Origin of the sequence: Pectinatus haikarae (genome assembly GCF_015732185.1) — a bacterium.
Classification (GTDB): Bacteria; Bacillota; Negativicutes; order Selenomonadales; family Selenomonadaceae; genus Pectinatus; species Pectinatus haikarae.
Map to the genome: position 1 here is coordinate 509,790 of NZ_WIQM01000016.1, position 21,737 is coordinate 531,526.

Sequence of the window (21,737 nt, forward strand, 5' to 3'; positions counted from 1 at the left end):
CATGCAATCAAATCATTGCTATTTTCAATAAATGCCGTATAAAAGAACAGTTGATCACCTCCTTTGATACTCCTGTACATATCAGTTTATACTTTTAATTTTTAAATATTTTTGCAATGTATTCTCTTTTCTACACTGCTTTCCCATTTTTAAAAGCCTAAAGATTCTCCCAAAATAATCACATAAATCTCCGTCAACGGCGGTCTTCTGCTTAAAATTGTCGTAATATTGCAAGCTCGTGCAGGACTATTACAATCTATGCATTCACCAGTCGTCAAACATGGATTGTTCATTTCATACCTCTTGACATTTAAAGGAGCAGCATGCATCTTGATCCGTTCATCAGCTTCTTTAAAATCCCTGACTACTTTATTGATTCCTGCGACAATAATCACTTTTTTAGGGCCGAATATCATTGCTGCTACTCGATTTCCAAAAGCATCACGATTTACTATTTTTCCAGTCAGTGTAATAGCATTTGATCCGGTCAAGAACACATCGCAAGTAAGCTGTTTATAGCGTTGTTTATTTCTTTCTTCTGCGGTCAATCCTTCTTTATTATGATTAAATAATTCATGACCGCGTTCTTCCAAAAGTTTCCATAACTCCAATTCCATTACTGTGCTAGATCCACCCATACCAACGGTTGCCTTCCGTGGGATAAGTCGTAAAATGTACTCGACTGCAGTTTGCCGATCAGTAAAATATTTAGCGCTAAAATTATTTCTATTTAAAGCCTCTGCTGCTCTCTGTCCAATAGTATTATTGTGCCAGTGTATCAAATCATTCATTTTCTCACTCCTCCTCTCAGCGGTTTTATATCATTACGCTTCAAACAGAGTTGTTTTAATTTCTTTTTTTACAGAATCAGCTGTTTCCTGAGCATATTTATTTTCTAAAACTTGTTTGGCCAAACGTCCGCCGATCTTACCTATAGCCCAAGCTGCATATTCTCGTACTAATGCTTCAGGATCATTCATTGCAATTTCCAAATCAGAAAGGTAATCCCGATTCCCCAGATTACCGATAGCTATAGCCGCATTTCTCTGAAAATACTTTTTTTCTTTTATGTAACTATACATCAGCGGTCTCATTTTTATCATATATTCATCTGTCATGTTAAGCATTTTAGCCAAACTAAAATCTTGAGATTTTTTAATCAAAAATTCATCTTCCAACAGTTTAGCTTTTAGCCTCGCCTGATTGCGCGGACATACTTCCTGACATACATCACATCCATAAACATTTGTTCCCATTTTATCCCTAATGTCAGCAGGAATATGACTTGTAATAAACTCTGAGTTGCCATCCTGTGCAAACAGCGTATTAAATGCTATACAGCGGCGGGGATTCAGTTTATTTGGTTCATAAATTGCCTGAGTTGGACAAGCTTTCATGCAAGCGGTACATCCCTTTGGGCACCCTATTTCCATGGTCGGTTCATCATATTCCAGTTCCTCATCAATAACAATAGAACTAAGAACTATAAAGGAACCTATTCCTTCAACGTAGGCAAAGTTATTTCTGCCAAAGGTTGTAATGCCGGCCCTAGCTGCTGCCCATCGTTCAGGAATAAATATGCCATGTCCAATTTGACAGCCGCGCTGTTTTAAAAAATTAACCATAAGCTGATACCGCATCCCATTTATCCGATCTGGAGGAACGTTATAGCATCTTGCCTGATAAATCCTCCCGATTTTACCAATAAGCGATCTTGGGAATGATTTTTGTGAATAATCCCAAGCCATAGAAATAATAGATTTTGCAGAAGGTCTCAGCTGCTTTACTTCGGAACCATTTAATGGATTCCCCGGATTTTTAACAAAAAAATCATACATCACGCCTCTGCTTTTCACTTCTTCTATATGTCTGGAAAAACTTTCAGCAGTTGTTATGCCGACCCTGCTATACCCCAAATCAAGAGCAAATTCCTTGATCTCCTCAGTCAATGACACTTTTCATCTTCTCCTTTATTTATTACAATAAAATTCCTTATTCTAAACAGTATTTTTCCCTCATAATTAAAAAATATTAGTTATTAGTGTATATACACTTTTTTTGTAAGCAAAACCGCAAGACAAGATAAGCCGACTAACAGTATCCGATTTCTATATCATTTTTATGATGACTTTACCCTTTGCACGCCCATTTTCGACATAGGCTAAAGCTTCTTTTGTTGATTCAAAAGGAAATACCTTATCCACAACCGGATGGATAATTCCTAAATTGATAAGAGAGCTGATCTCGCGTAATTGATCTCCGCTTGGTCGCATGAAAAAAAATGAATAGTCGACTTGATGTTTTTTTGCTTTTCGCCTGACTTGATAACTCAAAAAACGCAGTCCCAATTTCAGGCCCCAAGACAATTTCATATTCTCCGCAAAATGCTGATCAGGCGGGCCGGCTACTGAAATGAGTTTTCCCCCAGGTTTAAGCACCTGCAGAGATTTTTCCAGTATTTCCCCGCCCAGAGTATCAAATACCACATCATAATCATGCAGAACCGTTCTAAAATCCTCATTTTTATAATCAATAACCATATCTGCACCAAGGCGCTTCACCCAAGCTATATTCGCGGTACTTGTTGTAGTTGCTACAATAGCTCCCATATGCTTCGCCAGCTGAATTGCGAATGACCCTACCCCGCCGGACCCTGCGTGAATAAGAATTTTTTGCTTCTTCTGTATATTGGCGTTCTCATTCAGTACCTGCCATGCAGTCAGCCCCACAAGCGGTAAAGACGCTGCTTCCTCCATGGTAACTTTCTCAGGTTTTTTCGCGACAGCACTTTCTCTTATGGAAATAAACTCCGCAAAAGCGCCTATCCGTTCTTTATCAGTACGTGCATAGACCTCATCCCCCGGTTTAAATTGCCTCACCTTAGCACCAATCTTCACAACGACTCCCGCTAAATCATTTCCCAATATGAGTGGCAGCTGATAAGGCAAAATGAGTTTCAGCTTCCCGCTCCTGATTCTTAGGTCCAAAGGATTTACACTGGCAGCATGAATTTTTACCAACAGATCGTCATCTTGCAGTTCCGGTTCCGGCATTTCACCGAGCCGAACCATTGCCTTAGTCCCATAACGATCAATAATAAATGCTTTCATCTTGCATTACACCCCTTCCACAAAATTGAGACATTAAACCGTATCATGCCAATCCGAATTTTCATGCCTGACTCATTTATTTTTTAGAACGATCGTTCTAATTTATGTAAAAATTTACTTACTCAATATTGCGAGAGAAAAATCTACTATGCGGTGTAATTTTTCTTGACTGACAGAGGTTTTCGCAAGTACCCTGATGCCGATCAAGGTATTATGCAAACTTTCTGCCAGGATTTCTGAATCATATTTGCAAGAAAACTCACCTGTTGCTTGTCCCTTGCGGATAAGTGCCCTAAGAAGATACTCTGTCTGCATGAATGCTTTTTTCGTTTTTTCTTCCACTTCTTTATCCCGGGAAGCCAGCTCGGTTGCCGAATTTACAAACAGGCACCCCAGTCTATCATTATTTCCTGCAATCGCAAAATCAAAGATACATTCTATAGCTTTTTTTGCCGTCCCTGTTCCTGCAATTTTTGCCGTCAATCTATTTTTTATAACTTCACCGTAAAAATCTACTGCCCTTAAAAATAAAGTATGTTTATCACCAAAGGTATCATACAGGCTTCTGCGATGAATCCCCATATGCCTTACCAAATCATTTAACGAAGTTTTTTCGTAGCCCTGTTCCCAAAATAGTTCCATGGCCTTTTTGAGAACTGCACTTTCTTCAAATTCTTTACTGCGTCCCATAAATCCCTCCAAGATGATATTAATCATAACATTTTAAGAACGATCAGTAAAGAATTTTTAAATAAAATTTTTTATCAAAGTATTTTTATAATACCAAATTTACAGCACTGTATAAAAGCGAAAGCCCCATGATAATATTTGCGGAGCGCCAATATTTTTTTAAGAGGCTTCCCAATCCCACTCCCGCAACAGCCCATATATGTGTTGAGCCATTACCTATGAATGAAAGCAGGAATATAAAACCGACTATAATAATCGGCGAATCATAATATGGCAAAACAAAACCTGTAAAAGCTGTAAGTCCCCAAATAATAATTTTTACATTCACGAATTGAAGGAGAAAGCCTCTGTTAAACGAACTTTTTTCTGTTTCTGTATTATTTTCTTTCAATGGCCTGCCTGTCGCAACGTGATATGCCAGCCACGTGATATAAACAGCACCGGCATATTTCATATAGTCGGTTATCTCCGGCAAAATAACTGCCAATACTGTACTAAAAACACCACAAATGATCATTATGCAAAAAAAGCCAAGATATATTCCAGACAACAGCCTTCTTTGCATCTTAATTCCGGACTTTCCGGCAGCATTAAGTGCCAGAATATTATTAGGACCCGGTGAAATTGCCGAAATAATCGTATACGAAAAAAAAGACAGCCAAACACTATAAGTCATTTACAGTTCCTCCCTTGGTATTTAAAGTACCAACTCATAATGATACTTAATTTACTGCCAAAACAATTTTTATGTCTAATACCAATAAGGTGCAATCTTATGGGATTGCACCTTATTGGTATTAGAGCTATACTATCACACAAAAACATATTGGTAAAATTGAAATATTTGAATAGTCAATTCGATATATTTGAATTATCAGGAGGACATGCTATTGGATTTAAGAAATTTGATTACAGTAAAAACTATTTTAGAAATGGGCACTTTTCAAAATGCTGCAAAGAGGCTGAACTATACACAATCCACTGTAACATTTCAAGTACAACAGCTGGAACAGGAATTAAGCATCAAGCTGTTTGAAAAGATTGGCCGGAAAATGATTCTGACACAGGCTGGTAAAGATATTCTGCCATATATTGATACCATTATCCAATCAACCGAGCAAATCAGCAATTATGGAAAAGGAACACTTGACTTAACAGGCAGTTTGCGAATAGCACTTCCTGAAACTCTCCTGGTGTACAAAATGCAGCCTGTACTGAAAGCATTTCGGAAACAAGCGCCTAATGTGCGCATTCATCTGCAAACACTTAATTGTTATACTATCAGAGATAAAATAATGAACAATGGTGCAGATATAGGCATCCACTATGATGTTGGGGGATATACGCCCGCCATCAGGACAGAATTTCTCGCAAATTTTTCTTTGTCACTTATCGCATCTCCTGCTATTGCAGCTGATCAAACAGATTTTTTGACTGAAAATCAGCGAAAAACAACTGTACTTATCAGTAACGACAGCAATAGTATCTTTCAAAAATTATTTGATCACTATTTAGAAGAAAAAAATATTAGTATAGAGCAGCCCATAGAATTATGGAGCATCGAGGCAATTAAAAAATGCGTAATAAGTGATATGGGGATCGCCTTTCTTCCCACATTTACCGTAGAAAATGAGCTGAACAAACGGGCTTTGCAGGCATTGGCTACCGATCTCAATGATCAGAGAATAACCGCAGTCTGCGCTTATCACAAAAACAAGTGGCTGAGCCCTGCTATGGAATTATTTATTTGCCTGCTGAAAAAATATTTGCTTCTCAAAGAACCATCAGTATGAATTATAATAATGTAAATCTTTTATTCTTTTACTTTTACATTCCATACTAAGAGAGCCAATAAACATGAAAGCACCGCAGCACTCACCCAGAATAGGGAAGCTTCCTGACAGTTATAGACAGCCTGTCCATCTATAACTGTCTTACCGGCATTTATAAAGCCGCTAACCTTTTCCTGCAGTGATGCTCCTATATAGCTGAATAAGCCTATCATTCCCATGGCAGCCCCTGTCGCACGTTTAGGACAGATTCCACAGCCATAAGCCCGCCCAGATAACATACGAGCGATCCCATGGTAAAGCCGTATACGCACATGCTCACCCAATTTATCCAATCGTATTCTTTAGGTCCCCATACAAAAGCCGCAACGGATAATGCACAGAATATACCAAATATAAGGCACGGAACATTTCTTTTATGGTTGAAAAATTTATCAGAAATAAAACCACAAAGGCACGTGCCGAAAATACCGGCGAATTGCATGGTGGTGAGAAGTGAACTTGCACCTATCATACTGTAGCCCTTCTCAGCAGTCAGAAAAACTACTCCCCAGCTTTCAATCGCATATCGTGTGACATAACATGCTGCGCTGGACAATCCAAGTATCCATACTGCCGGACGTTTTATTACTTCCCATTGGAGAGAGCCCACGCTTTTTTCTTTAGTTTCTACTGTCGTATCTTTTTCCCCATTTATCTCATAAGGAGTGGGAAGACCGCATGCTCTCGGCCTGTCTGCCATAAATTTGAACATAAGGAGGGAAGCTACGATACATAATGCGCCCGGCAGCCAAAACCCTGCGCACCAGCCATACTGCATAACGACAACGGAAGTTACAAGATACGTAAGTCCCGCGCCAATATTATGGCTTGCAAACCAAATGCCATAATAAGTACCGCGTTTTTCGCCGGAGCCCCATTGATTAAGTGAGATTATGCTTGGACCTGCTCCATATGACTGAAACCCAACCTATGATGCCCCAAAACAGCACCATCAAAATATACGGCAGCCCTATTCCCATGATCATTGAAAGTGCTGCTACCATAAACAGTCCAAACGGCATAAAATGTTTTATATTGCATCTATCGCCGATAAAGCTATTGATGAATTTACCTATCGCATAGGTGAAAAAGAAAACCATCCCCATAGTTCCTATCTGGTTAGCGTCAAGTACATTGCCGTCCAGCAGGGGTTTCTTTACTACAGAAAAATTCAATCGACATACGTAGAAAAAAGCATATCCCAAAGTTATGGATATAAAAACAGAACGCTGCTGTGAATTGAACAAAGCCTTTGCTTTTTCCATATTATTGGTAATTGGTGCTCTGTCGGGCCCTGCCTTAAAAAAATTTAATATTGCTGAAAACCAAATATCCACCTCATATTCTATTGCTGTCATAACGGAGACGTCATCCTCTTTCTATGATTATTTCATATACCTCATTTTTTTATATCAGATATTTTCTGAAATAATGTAAGAATTTTTAGAAGTACCAATAAAATCCTCTTTATTGAAAAAGTCCTTAATGGACTCATCCTCTGAGGCTGTGCTATAATGTTTGCAGATTGCGGCTTTGTATAAGCCGTACACAGGCATCATCATTTGCAAAGGTTGATATTATGTTTATACTTCATCATTTAAAAGACAAATACTATATTGCGGTCCTGCTTATACTGGTTCTTTTTTTTATTGCTTTTAATTACTCTAATCCCAATACTTACGATTCATACATAGATTTTTCCAAAGGTTCACCGCTCATACATCAAAAATACAGCACGTCAGACGACGATAATGAAGAACGTCCTCTGCGTATTGTCATATCCACTGTTATATCACCAAACGTTACCATTGAAGATTGGCGTGCTTTTGCTGATTATATAAGCCAAAAATTGGGCAGACCTACTATCCTCCTGCAACGGCGCGGCTATAAAGAAATAAATCAACTTCTTTCCAACGGAGACGCCGATATTTCATTTATGTCTACCGGAGCCTATTGCTCCTATCACGGTATTCAGAACCTGGATATTTTAGCTATGGTCTTTTATCAGGGAAGCTTAAATTACCAAAGCTATTTGATAACACTCGCATCACACAATGATATAACTTCCATTGACGATTTGCGCGGCAGGACAATAGCATTCTCTGATCCGTTAAGCTATTCCGGTCATATGAGCATTGTCAATGAACTCTATACCGCCTATACAGCCAGTCCCGGTCATTATTTCAGCAATTATATTTACACAGGAAGCCATGACCGATCCATCTGGGCCGTGAAAAATAAACTGATCGATGCAGCGTGTGTTGACAGCCTTGTCTATGACTTGATCTTGAAAAGTCATCCTGAAGATATAAACGGTATCAAAATTTTTCAAACCATAGACAACATTCCTATCGGTCCGATCGTTGTGCGCAGTGATCTTCCCGCCGAGCAAAAAGAACATCTGCAGCAGATTCTGTTCAACATGCACAGTGACCCCAAAATGGCTGACTCTCTCCAAAATATAATGATCGATAAATTTGTGGCACCTCAACCGGAATTGTATGCTCCATATAAAAAGATATATGACAAGGTGATGACAGACTTATGAAACAGCAAACAGGCCTGTATACAAAAATACTGACCATTGTAATAATAAGTCTTTTAATGGTAATATCACTTTTGCTTTTTTTTGTATATACCGGGCTGAAAAACACACTGCATGATCAATTATCCGGCCGCGGAAATGAAATAGCATCATATATTGCTACACTTGGCAGTGAAGATATCCTTCTGGAAAACAGTTACTTGCTTTTACAGCTTATAAACAAGGTAAAATCAAGCAATGACGATGTACGTTACATTATCATTGCTGATTATAAAGGCCGCATATTGGCGCATACCTTCGGCACTCAATATCCGGCCGGCATGCCCAAACAAATAACCCCGTTCGATTATGCCTCGCAAACAAAGCTTTTTAAAAGCAATGAGGGTGATATTCATCAGGTAACATCATCTATCGACGAAGGAAAAATCGGCTTCATTTGCATAGGATTATCAGGAAAATCAATGCAGCAGCTTCTTACTTCAATAATAACCCATTTCACACTTACCGGTTTAATAATAACCATTCTGGCAGTGCTTGCCATAGGTCTTCTGTTGGCAAAAATACTCGCACCGATCAGATTTCTTTCATTGGCAGCCGAAAAAATTAAACACAATGATTATAAAGTCCGTGTTTATTATCGGGGCAGAGATGAACTGGGCACTTTGACGCAGACCTTCAATGAGATGGTATGTGAATTAGCTGCCAAAGATAAATATAATCAAAAACTATTGGCTGAACTGCAGGAAAAAGATCATAGCCGTGACATACTTATCCATAAACTTTTTTCTGCACAGGAAGATGAACGCAAACGTATTTCCCGTGAACTTCATGACGGCGTGGGGCAATCAGTAACTTCTATTCTTGCTTATCTGCGCATTCTGCTGAATAATGAAGCTGATGTCGATCAGCAAAAACTGATAAAATCAACACGCACGATTATTGCATCTGTTTTGGAAGAACTTCGTGAAATGGCTGTTAATCTGCGCCCGCCCAGCTTGGATGACATGGATATAACCGCCATTTTTCGGCAGCATGTTTTCGATACAGCCAAACATAATGGTTTGATAGCAGATTTTTCGGCCGATGAAAACATAAAAAATATAAAGGTATCCGATAATGTTCGCTTGGCTTTATACCGTATATTGCAGGAAGCAACAACCAACATTGTCCATCATGCGCATGCAATCAATCTGACGGTATCCTTAACTATGCATAACGGTAATATTATGCTGGCAATAATCGATGACGGCTGCGGCTTTTCTGCTGATGTACTGCATACTGCAAAGGAAAAAAGACATTTAGGTTTATATGGCATGCGAGAACGTGTTGAGCTTTTAAATGGTCAACTGGAAATAAAATCGTATCCCGATAAAGGAACCTCCATCATTGCATCTATACCTGTCGGAAAGAGGTCCACTGATGAATAAAATAAAAATCATACTTGCTGATGATCATGCTATTTTAAGAGCCGGATTAAAACTTTTGCTTGAGGCAGAGGAAGATATAGAAATCGTCGGCGAGGCATGTGACGGAAAAGATCTGATGCAAAAGCTGCTCCTTATCAAGGCAGATTTAATCATCCTTGATTTATCCATGCCTAAAATAAATGGCATAGATATTTTAAAATGGTTAAAAACCGAAAAAAATTATGAGCACATACACATACTTGTACTCACCATGCATACAGAGGAAGAGTATATCAGAGAAGCACTCGCCGCAGGTGCTGATGGTTATGTAGAAAAAAGCGCCTTTGATACAGAGCTTTTGACGGCGTTGCACACTGTTATGAACGGCAATGTCTATCTCAGCAACAAAAATGCTATTTCCATTCTTAATACAATGATAAAAAAAGACAATGACGATCCTTATTCACTGCTGAGCAAACGAGAACTCGAAGTTCTGCGTTATCTTGCGCGCGGTTATTCGCTTGCTGAAATCGGCGAACAGCTGTATCTCAGTCTTAAAACTATCGATACTTACAAAACACGTATTTTTACTAAACTCGATATAAATAAAAAAAGCGAACTGGTAGATTATGCATTACGTTACAATCTTTTTGATTTACCGGATCAATAAACAGCTTCAGACAAAACGGCTCCCATTTTTCCATAAAAAATGGGAGCCGTTTTGTCTGAAGTTATATACAACCTATGTTTTACTGCTGTTTCGTGTTATTTAGTCCCATGAATCTTATTGCCCGGCATAAAAAGAGCACTTACAGCCAATATCAGCAAAACTGCCGCAACAAAATCATATACATCTCTAAACGCCAATATACTGGCCTGATGTATAAGTTCCTGATATATATGACCTAACGCACTTGTTGCCGCCTGCGGCAGCGGAACCCCCATATCCGCAATAGTTCGAATGGACTGGGCCAGTGCTTCACGATAACCGGGATTATCTGTTGTCAGATGCCTCACCAGATTGGCTTGTTCTATCTGTTCGCTGTGAATGAGTTTATTTGTTACAATTGCTATGCCTATACTGCCGCCAAGATTGCGCATCAGTGAAACAATAGCCGACGCATTGCTGCTGTCTTCCGGTGAAATCTTAGAAAAAGCCAGTGTACTTGCAGGAATAAATAAAAAGGGCAATCCTAATGTCTGAAAAATTCTCATTATTACAAAGGTACTGTAATCTGTCTGAGGTGTTGCCAAACCGGTAAACCACATGCCAAATGCATTAAGCAGCATACCAATCGCTATCAAATACTTAGCCTGCACTCTGTTTACCAGCCTGCCCACCACAGGCATCATCACCATCACGGATATACCTGCGGGAGAAAGTACCAATCCTGATAATGTTGCATTATAGCCAAAATTTTCCTGCACCATCATTGGCAGTAATGCTGAACTTGAATAAAGAGCAAATCCTACAAAGAACAACATAATACAAGGCATTGTAAAGCTGGGATTTTTAAACAGGCTTAGCTTTACAATGGGATTTTTTTGCTTTGTGAGCCAATATATCGCAGCAATAAGCCCCGCAGCAGCTATACTGGCAAAAATTATTATGAAGGAGCTGTCAAACCAATCTTCCTGCTGCCCTTTATCAAGAACTATTTGAAGCGCGCCCAACCCCACCGCTATCAAGCCTAATCCTATGCAATCTATACCGACAGTCTTTTTTTTCTGTGCACTTGGCGGATCACTTACCAAAAGGTTTACTAAAAATACTGCTAAAAATCCTACTGGAACATTCATAAAAAAAATCCAGCGCCAATTAAAATTATCAGTGATATATCCTCCCAGGGAAGGTCCCAGTATTGGCGCCAAAACAGTGGTAAGCCCCGTAATGGCAAAAGCCATTCCCAGTTTTGCTGGTGGAAAGCTGTCCTTTATTATAGCCTGCTGGCTTGGCTGCAGACCGCCGCCGGCTAATCCCTGCAAGAGTCTGCAAATTATCAGCATTGGCAGCGATGTTGATATGCCGCATAGAAACGATGTCATAGTAAACCCCAGTATGCATGAAATGAAAAATTTCTTTCTGCCGACAAGTGATGACAACCATCCGGAAAGAGGCAGCACTATACCATTTGATACAAGATATGAGGTTAATACCCATGTACTTTCATCAGTTCCCGCCCCCAATGATCCAGCGATGCTTGACAATGCTACATTTACTATTGTAGTGTCCAAAATTTCCATAAAGGTTGCCAGGCTTACAGCCATTGACACCAGCATGGGATTTACCTGCTTTGCCATAATTATTCCCCACCAATATGTACTACTGGTATCACTGACATTCCCGGGCCGAGCAAAGCAGCCTGATCCTGACTAAGATTATTTAAAACGATCTTTACAGGAATTCGCTGCACAGTTTTGACAAAATTTCCTGTTGCATTTTCTGCGGGAAACAAAGAAAAATATGCTCCTGTCCCCGCTTGAAAACTATCTACGACACCCGTAAGCCGCAGATTCGGAAAAGCATCCACAGATATATCCACTTTATCTCCTGTCCGCATCCCCTTAAGCTGATTTTCCTTAAAGTTTGCGGTAACCCACATCTCAAAGCTTACTAAAGAGCAAAGTTGTGTGCCGGATTGAACATAAGCTCCTGGATTGACACTTTTTTTAGTTATCCGGCCATCAGCCGGCGCTGTTATCTTTGTATATTGCAAATTGGTTTCTGCCTGTTCAAGTTCCGCTTTTGCTTTTTCCGCCTGTGCCGCCAGCTGCTCCACTGTACTTTGCGCCCCTGCTATAACTTCAGGTGCAGAATTAGCCGAATTTAAATCGGCTTTCATTTCATCTAAGGCTGCCCGTGTAGACTTTTCTGAAGCAACAGCCTGGTCATATTGTTCCTGTGAACAAGCCCCGCTGACTATAAGCATATTCATTCTTTTTTCATCAGCTGCCGCTTTTTCCCACGCAGCTTGTGCCGAATTAACCTTTTCCTGTGCAGCGGCCACACCTGCCGGAGCTGTTATATTAGCTGCCAAAGCATTATTTTGCGCAGCTGCCAGAGCTGCCTGCGCAGCAGCCAAAGCCGCCTGTGCATTCTTTGCCTGCAATTCATAATCCTTTGTGTCGATCTGCATTATTATGTCACCGGCCTTGACGACCTGATTATCCTTGACATAGATTTCCTTTATATACCCGGCTACCTTAGGACTTATATCAACGGTTCTACCGTCGATAGAGGCATCATCTGTCTCAACTTCATTGCGATGAGTAAAGAAATAGCCGCTTATACCAGCCGCTAATATCAGGCATACTGCTCCGGCTTTCATTAATTTGGGAGTCAATTTCATATTTATCACCTTTTAATTCAAATATTCTTTATAGCTATAATTCACTTATCACAATACCTGCCGCGCTCCGCATAAAATCACTTTCTTCTGTATTTTTCTGATCATTATGAAGTCAGCCCTTTTACAAATAAACCAACTGATGTATCTATGTATTCTTTCGTCGAAACAGTTATAAACTGATTCTTCAATGTTGCCTTTGCATAGAAAAAACCAAAATTCATAGCAATAAAAGAAAGAACAACTGCATCAATATTTATCCCATGAATTTTTCCCATAGACTCCATTTTCTTCAAATACGCTGTCATAAACTGCTTAAAATGATACGGCGGTAATTTTTCCCAGTCTCCCGCTGATAAAAATGTTTTCTCTCTTGTCAGCACCAGGATCGCTGTCTTATTTTTCGCCATCACCTGTTGATAAGTATTGCCTATCAACAGTAAATCTGTTTCCAAATCCCATGTTAATCTATTATTAAAAATATCCTGCATTGACGGTATAAACGAACACTTTTGTATTACTGCTTCAAATACACCTTTCTTATTGGAAAAATGACGAAAGACCGTCATTTCACTGACATTTGCAGCAATGGCTATGTCTTTCATCGTTGTTTCATTGAACCCCTTTTTATGTATCAAATCAATAGCAGCCTGCACAATTTTATCGGCTGTATCAATATCATTTTCGGACATGCGAATCTCTCCATTCATGCTATTATTCATACTGTTTATGTTAGTTAGACTAACTAACATAAACAGTATGCCACTATCATTTATCTTTGTCAATTTATATAAATTATTTTCCAAAGCTGAGCCCTGGCGCACACACGGCATCCACCAAAAGCCCGTCTTTTAAGGCCTGTCCCGCCAAATACTCTATAAATTCACAGGTTTCATGTAACTCATAAAGCTTACAGAAATTTTCTTAATGCCGCTTACAGCATTACTGCCCCGTGTCAATAAAATATGACTGATAAGCTTTTAAATTTATATCTATTTGCGTGTTACTATACCGCATTTTAATTTCCCATACAGTGTAGAACGAGCTCTACCAACTATTCAGCAGTTTTTACTTTCGGGCTCTTTTGCTCCAGTAATGCCATTTTCTTCAAAAGCATTAAGGTGTTTGAATCTTTTTCTTTTTATGATAAAATATTTTTAAGTTATATCACACTCTTTCGGTTATTTTTTTCTCTTAAAAAGTATTTTACCCCATGTTCGCTATGACTTTTTTACTGTTCTATTTCATTATACAATCAACCTATAATTAATTTTTTTTACAAATTCAAAAAAATGCTTGCATATTATAAAATTACACTTTATAATAGATAAAGTGCTTAAGGAATTGACTCACTAGCTCAATTGGTAGAGCATCTGACTCTTAATCAGCAGGTTCGGGGTTCGATTCCCCGGTGGGTCACCAGTAAATTCAAGGCTTCTCGAATCCGAGAAGCCTTTTTTTGTTGCCTTGCACCTTGTTTTTGCACCTTATACATTCTTAAAGATTAATTAGATACGTTCAGTTTTGATAAAAAAATAAATGCCAGCAAGTTAAGACTGGCATTTCAGCTCTATTTTTTTTTATCAGTTCCTAGCATTTGATCAAATACGTCAGAACAGCTTTTATCGCTGTTTTTTATTAAATGACTGTATATTACCTGTGTTATAACCGTATTGGTATGTCCTAAACGACTGGAAACTGTTTGCAGAGGTATATTATTTTTTATCCATATACTTGTAGCTATATGTCTCAACTCATGAGGATGTAATGCCTCGATGTTATTTTTTTTGCAATACTTAGTCAACCAGTGATTAAAACTTCCCGGTTCCATTGGTTGTCCGTTATAGTTGCTGAAAATAAATATATCATTACTATCGGGGGAACCTTGCCACATACTGCCCAACTCTTTGGAAAGCAAAATAAGGTCCTGTCGATATTCTACTAACAGATTGCATAAGTATCTGGGCAGGCTTATCTTTCTCATGCTGGCGGCATTCTTAGTCGCCCTTACTATTTTAGTACCTTCGCCACGAATATATTGATTTGGATTGTCAACAGTAAACTAAACAACTTTTTTAAAGGTATTCATTCGGTATGCAACTGGTGTTAAATAATCAAGAGAGGAATGAATTCTGTGGTTGTTGAACCAATTCACATAATCAGCAAATTCCAGTTTTAAAGTCTTGAGATCAGCAAATGTTTGATTCTTCACAAATTCTGTCTTGATAATTTTAAAAGTTGCCTCTGCCACAGCATTGTCGTATGGACAGCCCTTATGACTTAGAGATCTGGTTATATCGAATGCAGTTAGTTTTTCGTCTATCAACTTGTTCTTGAATTCGTTTCCACGATCTGTATGGAAGATATGAATATTTTTCAAGTTCCCATTTACGGTCATAAATGCTTCTTTTACAAGTCCTGCCGTTTTATGAACCAGCACTGTAAGCGATGATTTCACGATTAAAAAGATCCACAAGTACACAGATGTAATTCCATTTCATTCCAACGCGGACATATGTCAGATCACTTACTACTACGTTTCGATATGGCTGTTCATTAAATTCGCGATTAACGATATTTGCGATTTTAGATTCATTGCATGTATCCTTTTGTGGATGGAACTGTGCAGTTGTATATGTTGATACAAGTCCTTCCTGCTTCATTATGCGACCGATACGACGACGTGAAGCAATCAGATTAATCTTTAAAAGGTCCTTCTTTATTTTTCGGGTTCCATAGTTATTACGGCTTGCTTTAAATATATCAATTATGGCAGTGGTAAGTTCGGATTTATCCGGTTTTTACCTGGCTTCATAATAGTAAGTGCTTCTTGATATTTTTAGGACTTTACACATTGCTGATACAGAGTATTTGTGAACATTCGCCTTTATCACATTTACTTTCGTCCTAAAATCAGCGCTGCTTGTTTTAAAATATCGTTCTCCATTTTAAGCTGCTGATTTTGCTTACGAAGCTTAATGAGTTCTTCTTGTTCTGGAGTTCGATTATCGTTTTCTTTGAATGGTCCTGAATTATCTGCTTGTGCAATCCATTTGTCAAGCAGGGAGTTGGCAATATCATATTCGCGAATAATATCACATTTGCGTTTGCCATTATGATATAAATCAACAAGTTGCTGTTTGAATTCTGGCGTATAAGTACGCCGCTGTCTAGGCTGCTTTTTTTCAGGCATAATAAAAATTCCTTTCTTCATATGAATTTATTGTATATGCCCTTAAAAAATCTGTCCAGTTTATTGTAGCCTATTCAGAGCTTTAAGGACGATATTAGCAACAATCTTATCGAAGCTTTTAACAACCGTTTCAAGGCTTGGTATAAAACCAAACGTGGCTTTCATTCTTTTCACTCTGCTAATGCTACTATTTCTGTTTTTGTCTTCTTTTTCAACTTCATGCGCCCTCATACTGGTCTTAATCATTTAACTCCTGCTCAAGTTGCCGGAGCTAACTATAATCCCAATATGAAAAACTTGTTTTCTTTAGCAAGTTGATAAAATTTAGTGCTTTTCTACAGAAACATTAGCTATCTTTTCATTTTTACTTAACAGAGCCGATTATTATATACTATTCATTGTTTTTTTTACAGATAAAGTACAATTTTATTTGGCTGTTATGTCCTGTCTGTCCAAGAATTTTATGGTGTATATCGTACTTAAAAGTGTTATATACACACCTTTTTTTGACCGGACATGCCGGACATAAAGCAGGAAGTATTGAGATTTCTCCTTAACCGGTACTTTCTTTTCGCTGCTTCATACTGAGTGAACCATATCTGCCGATGATTATATGATCCAGCAGAGGAATACCAATTATTTTGCCAACAACGGTCAGTCTTTTTGTGACGGCCTTATCTTCTTCACTGGGTGCGCTGTCACCTGACGGATGATTATGGGCAAGAGCAATATAAACATCTCGTTTTACAATATGCCCATCACAACGAACATGGTAATGAATGGCATCCATAAAAACAACGGCATATACCTCTGCTAATGGTCTTTCCTGCCATTCTTTAACTAAGGGCATTATCTTGTCTGTTATACGACTGATAGTGCTGTCAGATATTTCCAGGCCATATAAATTTTGCATATGCGATTCTATATCACTGGTAGTCATTCCTTTGGCATACATAGAAATAATTTTTTCTTCCATATCCTGAGTGACAGTGTTCTGATATTTCTTTACAATCTGTGGTTCATATTCGCCATTACGATCTCGTGGAACAGCAAGATTCATATCTCCATAACTCGTATGCATTGTTTTATTGGAATGTCCATTTCTGGAATTGCCAGTTTCTTTATTTTTATAGTCATATTTACTGTAGCCAAGAGATTCATCCAATTCACCATCAAGAGCACCTTCCAATAAAACAGACATCATATCCCTCATGACATTTTTAACATCTGCACCATCACGAACATTGGTATTAGTATCCTTTAAATAATTTTTCATCATTTCCCGCATTGCTGCTTTTTGGGTACTTTCATTTTTCCTGCTCATAAATAAAACCTCCAAACTGATTTTATCGTATTGTAAAGTTAAATGAAAGTTGAGGACTCGTCAGCCCTTCTGGTACAATAGTTTTATCACAAACACTGTACCTCCCGAAAGGAGACGAGTCCTCATGACAAAATCATATCAGATTTGCTGTCCAAAATGCAACAACCATCAAAACTTTTATCGTTATGGCAAAGATAAAGATGCAAACCAAAAATATCTTTGCCGTGTATGCGGGCATCAATTTGTACCATATGCCAATACAACCGGCAAATCAGGAAGGCCACGCATACGTTCTTACCCAATTTGCCCTATCTGCGGGAAGGCCATGTTTCTTCATCATGAACACAAATATTATTCAAACTACCAATGTGGTGACAAGAAATGCGGTCATTCCCTTTTTGTCCCAAAACAAGCTGCTATTACAGCACCTTCTATGTCGAAATTGTCAGGAAAAACCAATTTCAAGCGAATGCGTTATCCTATGCATGTTATTCTGACAGCATTGTCAATGTTTTATTTAGGCAAGAATTCTTTCCGCAATATTGCTCTTATTATGCGTACGGTCATGAATATTCAGCTTTCTCACACCACCATCAGCAACTGGTGTACGAAATTTGCCCCTTTGTTTCACAACATTGCACTTGAATTGATACCAACGCTCAATTTCGACTCCGATGAATGGCACGCGGACGAAACCGTGGTGAAAATCCGTGGCATGAAATATTATCTTTGGTTAATTGTGGACAGCGAAACACGTTTTGTCCTCGGCTTTCATCTTTCCAAACACCGGGATAGTCCTCAGGCTTTTTCCTTGCTTAATTCCGTTAAGCACCTTGGCAAACCCAGAGCCATTGTAACCGACCGTTACAGTGCCTACAAAGTTCCTGTAAAAGCAGTGCTGAACATCAAACATATCCGTGTCCACAGCTTCAGTGACGATATCACCAACAACCTGATCGAATGCTTTAACAAGCAGTTCAAAGCATGGTATAAAACCAAACAGGGATTTTCTTCTTTCAATTCCGCCAACAACCCTATCGCCGTTTTTCTCTTTTTTTACAATTTTGTCCGGCCTCATTCCGCTCTTAACAGTTTGACTCCGGCACAAGTTGCAGGGCTCAATCTTTCTGCCAGAAGTAAACACAAGCTTTTGTTCGTTGCTTGAAGTATTTGGCTGTTTCTGTTTGTTAATCTTTCATGTTTACTTTACAAAGCCGATTTTATATTACATCAGCTTGAAGGTTTACACAATCTATGAAGAAGTCCCAGAGATTTTTCACACACCCCCAAAACACCAAACTCTATATGAATTAAGGCTTCTTAAAATAATTAATATTATAAAAACTATAGGGTACACACTCTTAATCAACCATTCTGGATTCTTATTTTCGGTGGATCACCAATAAAAAAGGCATCTCAAATCCGAGAAGCCTTTTTTATTGCCCTGTATTTTATTTTTGTACCTTATCAAGTTCTCAACGATCGATTAAAGCCGTTCCGTTTTGATAAAAATAAGGCATTTATAATTCTTTTTGCGTTCTTAAAAATACGAAGCGAAAATTCATCCAAATTATCCTAAATATGGCAATTATCACATATTTCTCAGCAGTTAAGCAATTATGCCAGTGTTTTTTGTTATATTTAAATATAAAAATCTATCTATTTATAAGGGAAATATTCGGTGCAATAGCTGAATATCCCACTCCTTCACGCGGCCGTTCCATCCAAACCACAACTGTATCTCTCCATTTCAGATAATGTGCTGTTTTTTTATGTTCAGCTGCAGCTTCTTTCGTTTTATATGCTTCATATAATAAAAATTTAGTTTCATCATCATTACTTTGAAGTACATCAAAGCGAAAATTTCCGGCTTCCTCTATTGAATGAGTATGATTTTCCAATGTAGCTTCAACAAATTCATTAATATATTCCTTTTTTACGTAAATAGTAACACATGTAACAATCATATATAAATCTCCTTTTCTTAACCTGTTAATTGTAAGGATAGGTTTATCCTCCTATATAATTATATCATCATATACTAAATCAGCCCATAATTTCATTTTGCGCATAAGGTCATTAAAATGAAATTATGAGCCGATTATCCTTTTTGAAAGATTTGTTACCCTATCCCTTACTTTTAAAAAATTTATCTCAGCATTTGCAAGCTGCCTTTGTTCGAATGAGAATATAACTTACTATTATGATTTTTTTATGTATGAAATTCTCCATAAATATCCAGTACATATCACCATCGATACTAGACAGTTATCACCTGAACGTCTCTTTGCCGCAGTTCGTCAAATATATCTTTAGGAATTTTACTATCAGTAATAAGTATCTGAGGTATATTTTTTATATTTAAAGGAATTGTACCGCGCAGCCCAAATTTTTCGCTTTCAGTAAGAATAATTAATTTATCACAGGAGTTTGCCATATCTCGAACAGCCTGTGATCTCATTTGATCTTTATTTGCAAAACCACTGTTTCTATTATATCCGTCCGTCCCGATAAAGAAAAATTCGACATTATAATTTTCTGCATTAGCACGAATCATCGGACCGACAAGACATTCCGATTTTTCTTGATAAAGTCCACCCAAGATAATGATTTGAAATGAAGCTTGCCGTTGACGCAGGCTTTTAGCAATATAAGTGCTATTGGTCACAATTGTCAGGTTATTTTTGACAGCGGCAAGTTCTAATGCCAGCAAGGCACAACAGCTGCCATTTTCAATCATGATTGTATCACCGTCCTTGACTAGCTCGACAGCCCGTTTAGCAATTTTTATCTTTGAATTGTAATGATACGCCAGCCTCCCGGCAATATCATCTTCGTTATGTAAAACAGCATATCCATGCTCACGTTTCACCATCCCGGTAGATTCAAGTTTTGTCAAATATTTACGTATTGTCACTTGAGAAATCTGCAATTTTTTAGATAACTCGACAACATCTATTTTTTTATAAGCAATCAGAATTTCTAAAATATCATTTAAAATATTTTTCATTTAATTATCCTTTTCATAGTATGCCGTTTATTTAAATTTCAAATGAAATTAAAAAAAGGCAGCTATATCATTTTTTATGAATTGTTTTTGAAAGTCTTTTAAATCTTCTTTATGCAAGGCAGACACATTCCTATAAGCATATTTTCTATTCAGCATTTTATATTTTTTTTGACCATACTGATGAAAAGGCAGAAGCTGAACTCTTTCGGCCCCAACTTCTCTCAATCTTCCAATAAACCCGACAGCATCCTCTGTCTTGTCATTATAGCCTGGGATGACAGGAATTCGAGGCAAAACTATTTTCCCCATATTAATAGCTGTTTTTATATTAGCCAACGGCAACTCATTTGAGACGCCAGTCCCTTCTGTGTGTTTACCCAAATCCCAATGTTTAAGATCAAAAAGGATCAAATCCGCATTCTTAACAACATGCACAAATACATCAGAAGGTGCATAACCGGATGTTTCGACCGCGATGTGAATATTTTCATCCCTAAGTTTTTGAATCAGCGCTGCAGCAAACTCCGGCTGGCTTAAAACCTCTCCGCCCGAAAGAGTAACCCCCCCCATTGCTTTCTTCATAAAACTCATGATCCTGCAGACAAATTCGCACTACTTCATCAACGGACATTATTTCGCCCTCACATTTCAAGGCTTTTTCCGGACATTCCATGATGCATGTTCCGCATTCTGCACACCTTTCAGCATTTATATAAACTTTATTTTTTTCCCATGAAATGGCCTTTTGAGGACAAATATCACTGCAATGATAACAGCGAACGCACTTATCTGAATCCCAAAGAATTTGTATGGCAGAGTATTGACTTTCCGGATTGGCACACCATTGACAGCGAAGCGGACATCCTTTGAAGAAAACTGTCGTCCGTATTCCCGGACCATCATCAGTGCTAAATTTTTGAATATTAAAAATAACACCTGATGGTGTGTTTTTAGTGTTCATAACCTGACCTTTCAATTTAATATTCTACTTTTAACGACTATCTCATTTTGCCTTATATCTATTAAAATTTTTACCAAATATAATATCATTATAACACATTCCTTATTTTAATTACTAATGAAATTAATTATATTATATATTGACATAAAAATTAATAAATGCTAATATTTAATTACAAATGAAATAAGAATATTATAATGTCTAAAAAGGAGAGCACAGCTTTTTAATAGTAGTAAAATTTTCTCAATATTAAGTAAACAAATAATATAAGCTGCTCAGCAAAATTTTTCATCGGCCATTAAAAAGCTAAGTCTGCACA

22 protein-coding genes, 1 tRNA gene and 2 pseudogenes are annotated in these 21,737 nt (G+C 38.0%); 7 read left to right on the top strand and 18 right to left on the bottom strand.

Annotation, left to right across the window (positions count from 1 at the left end):
* Positions 1 to 149: 149 nt before the first annotated feature.
* The 5 genes from I6758_RS13025 to I6758_RS13045 all read right to left on the bottom strand — a co-directional run bounded on the left by I6758_RS13025 (position 150) and on the right by I6758_RS13045 (position 4,476).
* A complete protein-coding gene (locus I6758_RS13025; RefSeq protein WP_196605679.1) occupies positions 150 to 791 on the bottom strand; it encodes a lactate utilization protein in 642 nt (213 codons plus the stop codon).
* 33 nt (positions 792 to 824) lie between these two features.
* Complete coding sequence (locus I6758_RS13030) at positions 825 to 1,955, bottom strand: epoxyqueuosine reductase (RefSeq protein ID WP_196605680.1); 1,131 nt, start codon at positions 1,953 to 1,955, stop codon at positions 825 to 827.
* A 153-nt stretch (positions 1,956 to 2,108) separates the two neighbouring features.
* Positions 2,109 to 3,110 (bottom strand): NADP-dependent oxidoreductase, encoded by a 1,002-nt coding sequence (locus tag I6758_RS13035; protein ID WP_196605681.1) that lies wholly within the window; start codon positions 3,108 to 3,110, stop codon positions 2,109 to 2,111.
* Positions 3,111 to 3,224: 114 nt separating this feature from the next.
* Entirely contained in the window at positions 3,225 to 3,800 is a 576-nt protein-coding gene (locus I6758_RS13040; RefSeq protein ID WP_196605682.1) for a TetR/AcrR family transcriptional regulator, read from the bottom strand.
* Between the two features lie 85 nt (positions 3,801 to 3,885).
* Positions 3,886 to 4,476, bottom strand: a complete 591-nt coding sequence (locus I6758_RS13045) for a LysE family transporter (RefSeq protein ID WP_196605683.1) — start codon at positions 4,474 to 4,476, stop codon at positions 3,886 to 3,888.
* Between the two features lie 214 nt (positions 4,477 to 4,690).
* Between I6758_RS13045 and I6758_RS13050 the strand changes: the two genes are divergently transcribed.
* Positions 4,691 to 5,593 carry a LysR family transcriptional regulator gene (locus I6758_RS13050; protein WP_196605684.1) on the top strand — a complete coding sequence of 301 codons (903 nt, stop codon included), beginning with the start codon at positions 4,691 to 4,693 and terminating at the stop codon, positions 5,591 to 5,593.
* A gap of 20 nt (positions 5,594 to 5,613) precedes the next feature.
* On the opposite strand, the gene I6758_RS14965 is transcribed toward I6758_RS13050, so the two are convergent.
* From I6758_RS14965 to I6758_RS14975, 3 genes are read right to left on the bottom strand one after another with little or no spacing between them, the layout of a single operon-like run.
* Positions 5,614 to 5,805: a hypothetical protein gene (locus tag I6758_RS14965; RefSeq protein WP_231038668.1), complete on the bottom strand. Its 192-nt coding sequence runs from the start codon at positions 5,803 to 5,805 to the stop codon at positions 5,614 to 5,616.
* A complete protein-coding gene (locus I6758_RS14970) occupies positions 5,802 to 6,527 on the bottom strand; it encodes an MFS transporter (protein WP_330998061.1) in 726 nt (241 codons plus the stop codon). Before I6758_RS14970 ends, I6758_RS14965 begins: the two co-directional genes overlap by 4 nt.
* Entirely contained in the window at positions 6,514 to 6,990 is a 477-nt protein-coding gene (locus I6758_RS14975) for an MFS transporter (RefSeq protein ID WP_231038669.1), read from the bottom strand. Before I6758_RS14975 ends, I6758_RS14970 begins: the two co-directional genes overlap by 14 nt.
* Positions 6,991 to 7,211: 221 nt before the next feature.
* Between I6758_RS14975 and I6758_RS13060 the strand changes: the two genes are divergently transcribed.
* Genes I6758_RS13060 through I6758_RS13070 form a run of 3 tightly spaced genes read left to right on the top strand, consistent with a single transcriptional unit; the run spans position 7,212 to position 10,253 of the window.
* The gene (locus I6758_RS13060) at positions 7,212 to 8,180 is read left to right on the top strand and encodes a substrate-binding domain-containing protein (RefSeq protein WP_196605685.1); all 969 of its coding nucleotides are present in this window, start codon (positions 7,212 to 7,214) and stop codon (positions 8,178 to 8,180) included.
* Positions 8,177 to 9,604, top strand: a complete 1,428-nt coding sequence (locus tag I6758_RS13065) for an ATP-binding protein (protein ID WP_196605686.1) — start codon at positions 8,177 to 8,179, stop codon at positions 9,602 to 9,604. Before I6758_RS13060 ends, I6758_RS13065 begins: the two co-directional genes overlap by 4 nt.
* On the top strand, positions 9,597 to 10,253 hold the full coding sequence (locus tag I6758_RS13070; protein WP_231038670.1) for a response regulator: 657 nt from the start codon (positions 9,597 to 9,599) through the stop codon (positions 10,251 to 10,253). Before I6758_RS13065 ends, I6758_RS13070 begins: the two co-directional genes overlap by 8 nt.
* Before the next feature lie 95 nt (positions 10,254 to 10,348).
* Here I6758_RS13070 and I6758_RS13075 read toward each other — a convergent pair whose 3' ends face one another.
* From I6758_RS13075 to I6758_RS13085, 3 genes are all read right to left on the bottom strand, one after another.
* Entirely contained in the window at positions 10,349 to 11,884 is a 1,536-nt protein-coding gene (locus tag I6758_RS13075) for a DHA2 family efflux MFS transporter permease subunit (RefSeq protein WP_196605687.1), read from the bottom strand.
* A 2-nt stretch (positions 11,885 to 11,886) separates the two neighbouring features.
* Positions 11,887 to 12,933, bottom strand: coding sequence for an HlyD family secretion protein (locus I6758_RS13080; RefSeq protein WP_196605688.1), 1,047 nt, complete (start codon positions 12,931 to 12,933; stop codon positions 11,887 to 11,889).
* 104 nt (positions 12,934 to 13,037) lie between these two features.
* On the bottom strand, positions 13,038 to 13,622 hold the full coding sequence (locus tag I6758_RS13085; RefSeq protein WP_196605689.1) for a TetR/AcrR family transcriptional regulator: 585 nt from the start codon (positions 13,620 to 13,622) through the stop codon (positions 13,038 to 13,040).
* Positions 13,623 to 14,276: 654 nt separating this feature from the next.
* Here I6758_RS13085 and I6758_RS13090 point away from each other — a divergent pair.
* A tRNA-Lys gene (locus I6758_RS13090) sits at positions 14,277 to 14,352 on the top strand.
* A 148-nt stretch (positions 14,353 to 14,500) separates the two neighbouring features.
* Here the strand turns inward: I6758_RS13090 and I6758_RS13095 are convergent.
* Complete coding sequence (locus I6758_RS13095; protein WP_330998062.1) at positions 14,501 to 14,965, bottom strand: tyrosine-type recombinase/integrase; 465 nt, start codon at positions 14,963 to 14,965, stop codon at positions 14,501 to 14,503.
* Positions 14,966 to 14,992: 27 nt separating this feature from the next.
* Positions 14,993 to 16,123, bottom strand: a pseudogene (locus I6758_RS13100) (IS3 family transposase).
* Positions 16,124 to 16,195: 72 nt separating this feature from the next.
* Between I6758_RS13100 and I6758_RS13105 the strand changes: the two are divergent.
* Positions 16,196 to 16,441 (top strand): annotated as a pseudogene (locus I6758_RS13105) (integrase core domain-containing protein); the annotation flags it as partial.
* A gap of 235 nt (positions 16,442 to 16,676) precedes the next feature.
* On the opposite strand, the gene I6758_RS13110 reads toward I6758_RS13105, so the two are convergent.
* On the bottom strand, positions 16,677 to 17,447 hold the full coding sequence (locus I6758_RS13110; protein WP_231038671.1) for an IS256 family transposase: 771 nt from the start codon (positions 17,445 to 17,447) through the stop codon (positions 16,677 to 16,679).
* A 124-nt stretch (positions 17,448 to 17,571) separates the two neighbouring features.
* Here I6758_RS13110 and I6758_RS13115 point away from each other — a divergent pair, with 124 nt between their 5' ends.
* A complete protein-coding gene (locus I6758_RS13115) occupies positions 17,572 to 18,612 on the top strand; it encodes an IS6 family transposase (protein ID WP_196605691.1) in 1,041 nt (346 codons plus the stop codon).
* Positions 18,613 to 19,102: 490 nt separating this feature from the next.
* Here I6758_RS13115 and I6758_RS13120 read toward each other — a convergent pair whose 3' ends face one another.
* The 4 genes from I6758_RS13120 to I6758_RS14985 form a co-directional block, all read right to left on the bottom strand.
* Positions 19,103 to 19,414 carry an antibiotic biosynthesis monooxygenase gene (locus tag I6758_RS13120; protein WP_196605692.1) on the bottom strand — a complete coding sequence of 104 codons (312 nt, stop codon included), beginning with the start codon at positions 19,412 to 19,414 and terminating at the stop codon, positions 19,103 to 19,105.
* Between the two features lie 293 nt (positions 19,415 to 19,707).
* Positions 19,708 to 20,457, bottom strand: a complete 750-nt coding sequence (locus I6758_RS13125) for a DeoR/GlpR family DNA-binding transcription regulator (protein WP_196605693.1) — start codon at positions 20,455 to 20,457, stop codon at positions 19,708 to 19,710.
* Positions 20,458 to 20,505: 48 nt separating this feature from the next.
* Positions 20,506 to 21,039, bottom strand: a complete 534-nt coding sequence (locus I6758_RS14980; protein WP_231038672.1) for a radical SAM protein — start codon at positions 21,037 to 21,039, stop codon at positions 20,506 to 20,508.
* Positions 20,951 to 21,418 carry a 4Fe-4S binding protein gene (locus tag I6758_RS14985; protein ID WP_231038673.1) on the bottom strand — a complete coding sequence of 156 codons (468 nt, stop codon included), beginning with the start codon at positions 21,416 to 21,418 and terminating at the stop codon, positions 20,951 to 20,953. Before I6758_RS14985 ends, I6758_RS14980 begins: the two co-directional genes overlap by 89 nt.
* Positions 21,419 to 21,737: the final 319 nt, after the last annotated feature.

Excerpts from the sequence above, each read along its gene's own strand:
- I6758_RS13025 (WP_196605679.1), bottom strand. The coding sequence starts at position 791 with ATGAATGATTTGATACACTGGCACAATAATACTATTGGACAGAGAGCA.
- I6758_RS13035 (WP_196605681.1), bottom strand. The coding sequence starts at position 3,110 with ATGAAAGCATTTATTATTGATCGTTATGGGACTAAGGCAATGGTTCGG.
- I6758_RS13040 (WP_196605682.1), bottom strand. The coding sequence starts at position 3,800 with ATGGGACGCAGTAAAGAATTTGAAGAAAGTGCAGTTCTCAAAAAGGCC.
- I6758_RS13045 (WP_196605683.1), bottom strand. The coding sequence starts at position 4,476 with ATGACTTATAGTGTTTGGCTGTCTTTTTTTTCGTATACGATTATTTCG.
- I6758_RS14965 (WP_231038668.1), bottom strand. The coding sequence starts at position 5,805 with ATGATAGGCTTATTCAGCTATATAGGAGCATCACTGCAGGAAAAGGTT.
- I6758_RS14975 (WP_231038669.1), bottom strand. The coding sequence starts at position 6,990 with ATGACAGCAATAGAATATGAGGTGGATATTTGGTTTTCAGCAATATTA.
- I6758_RS13060 (WP_196605685.1), top strand. The coding sequence starts at position 7,212 with ATGTTTATACTTCATCATTTAAAAGACAAATACTATATTGCGGTCCTG.
- I6758_RS13065 (WP_196605686.1), top strand. The coding sequence starts at position 8,177 with ATGAAACAGCAAACAGGCCTGTATACAAAAATACTGACCATTGTAATA.
- I6758_RS13070 (WP_231038670.1), top strand. The coding sequence starts at position 9,597 with ATGAATAAAATAAAAATCATACTTGCTGATGATCATGCTATTTTAAGA.
- I6758_RS13075 (WP_196605687.1), bottom strand. The coding sequence starts at position 11,884 with ATGGCAAAGCAGGTAAATCCCATGCTGGTGTCAATGGCTGTAAGCCTG.
- I6758_RS13080 (WP_196605688.1), bottom strand. The coding sequence starts at position 12,933 with ATGAAATTGACTCCCAAATTAATGAAAGCCGGAGCAGTATGCCTGATA.
- I6758_RS13085 (WP_196605689.1), bottom strand. The coding sequence starts at position 13,622 with ATGTCCGAAAATGATATTGATACAGCCGATAAAATTGTGCAGGCTGCT.
- I6758_RS13110 (WP_231038671.1), bottom strand. The coding sequence starts at position 17,447 with ATGAGCAGGAAAAATGAAAGTACCCAAAAAGCAGCAATGCGGGAAATG.
- I6758_RS13115 (WP_196605691.1), top strand. The coding sequence starts at position 17,572 with ATGACAAAATCATATCAGATTTGCTGTCCAAAATGCAACAACCATCAA.
- I6758_RS13120 (WP_196605692.1), bottom strand. The coding sequence starts at position 19,414 with ATGATTGTTACATGTGTTACTATTTACGTAAAAAAGGAATATATTAAT.
- I6758_RS13125 (WP_196605693.1), bottom strand. The coding sequence starts at position 20,457 with ATGAAAAATATTTTAAATGATATTTTAGAAATTCTGATTGCTTATAAA.
- I6758_RS14980 (WP_231038672.1), bottom strand. The coding sequence starts at position 21,039 with ATGAAGAAAGCAATGGGGGGGGTTACTCTTTCGGGCGGAGAGGTTTTA.
- I6758_RS14985 (WP_231038673.1), bottom strand. The coding sequence starts at position 21,418 with ATGAACACTAAAAACACACCATCAGGTGTTATTTTTAATATTCAAAAA.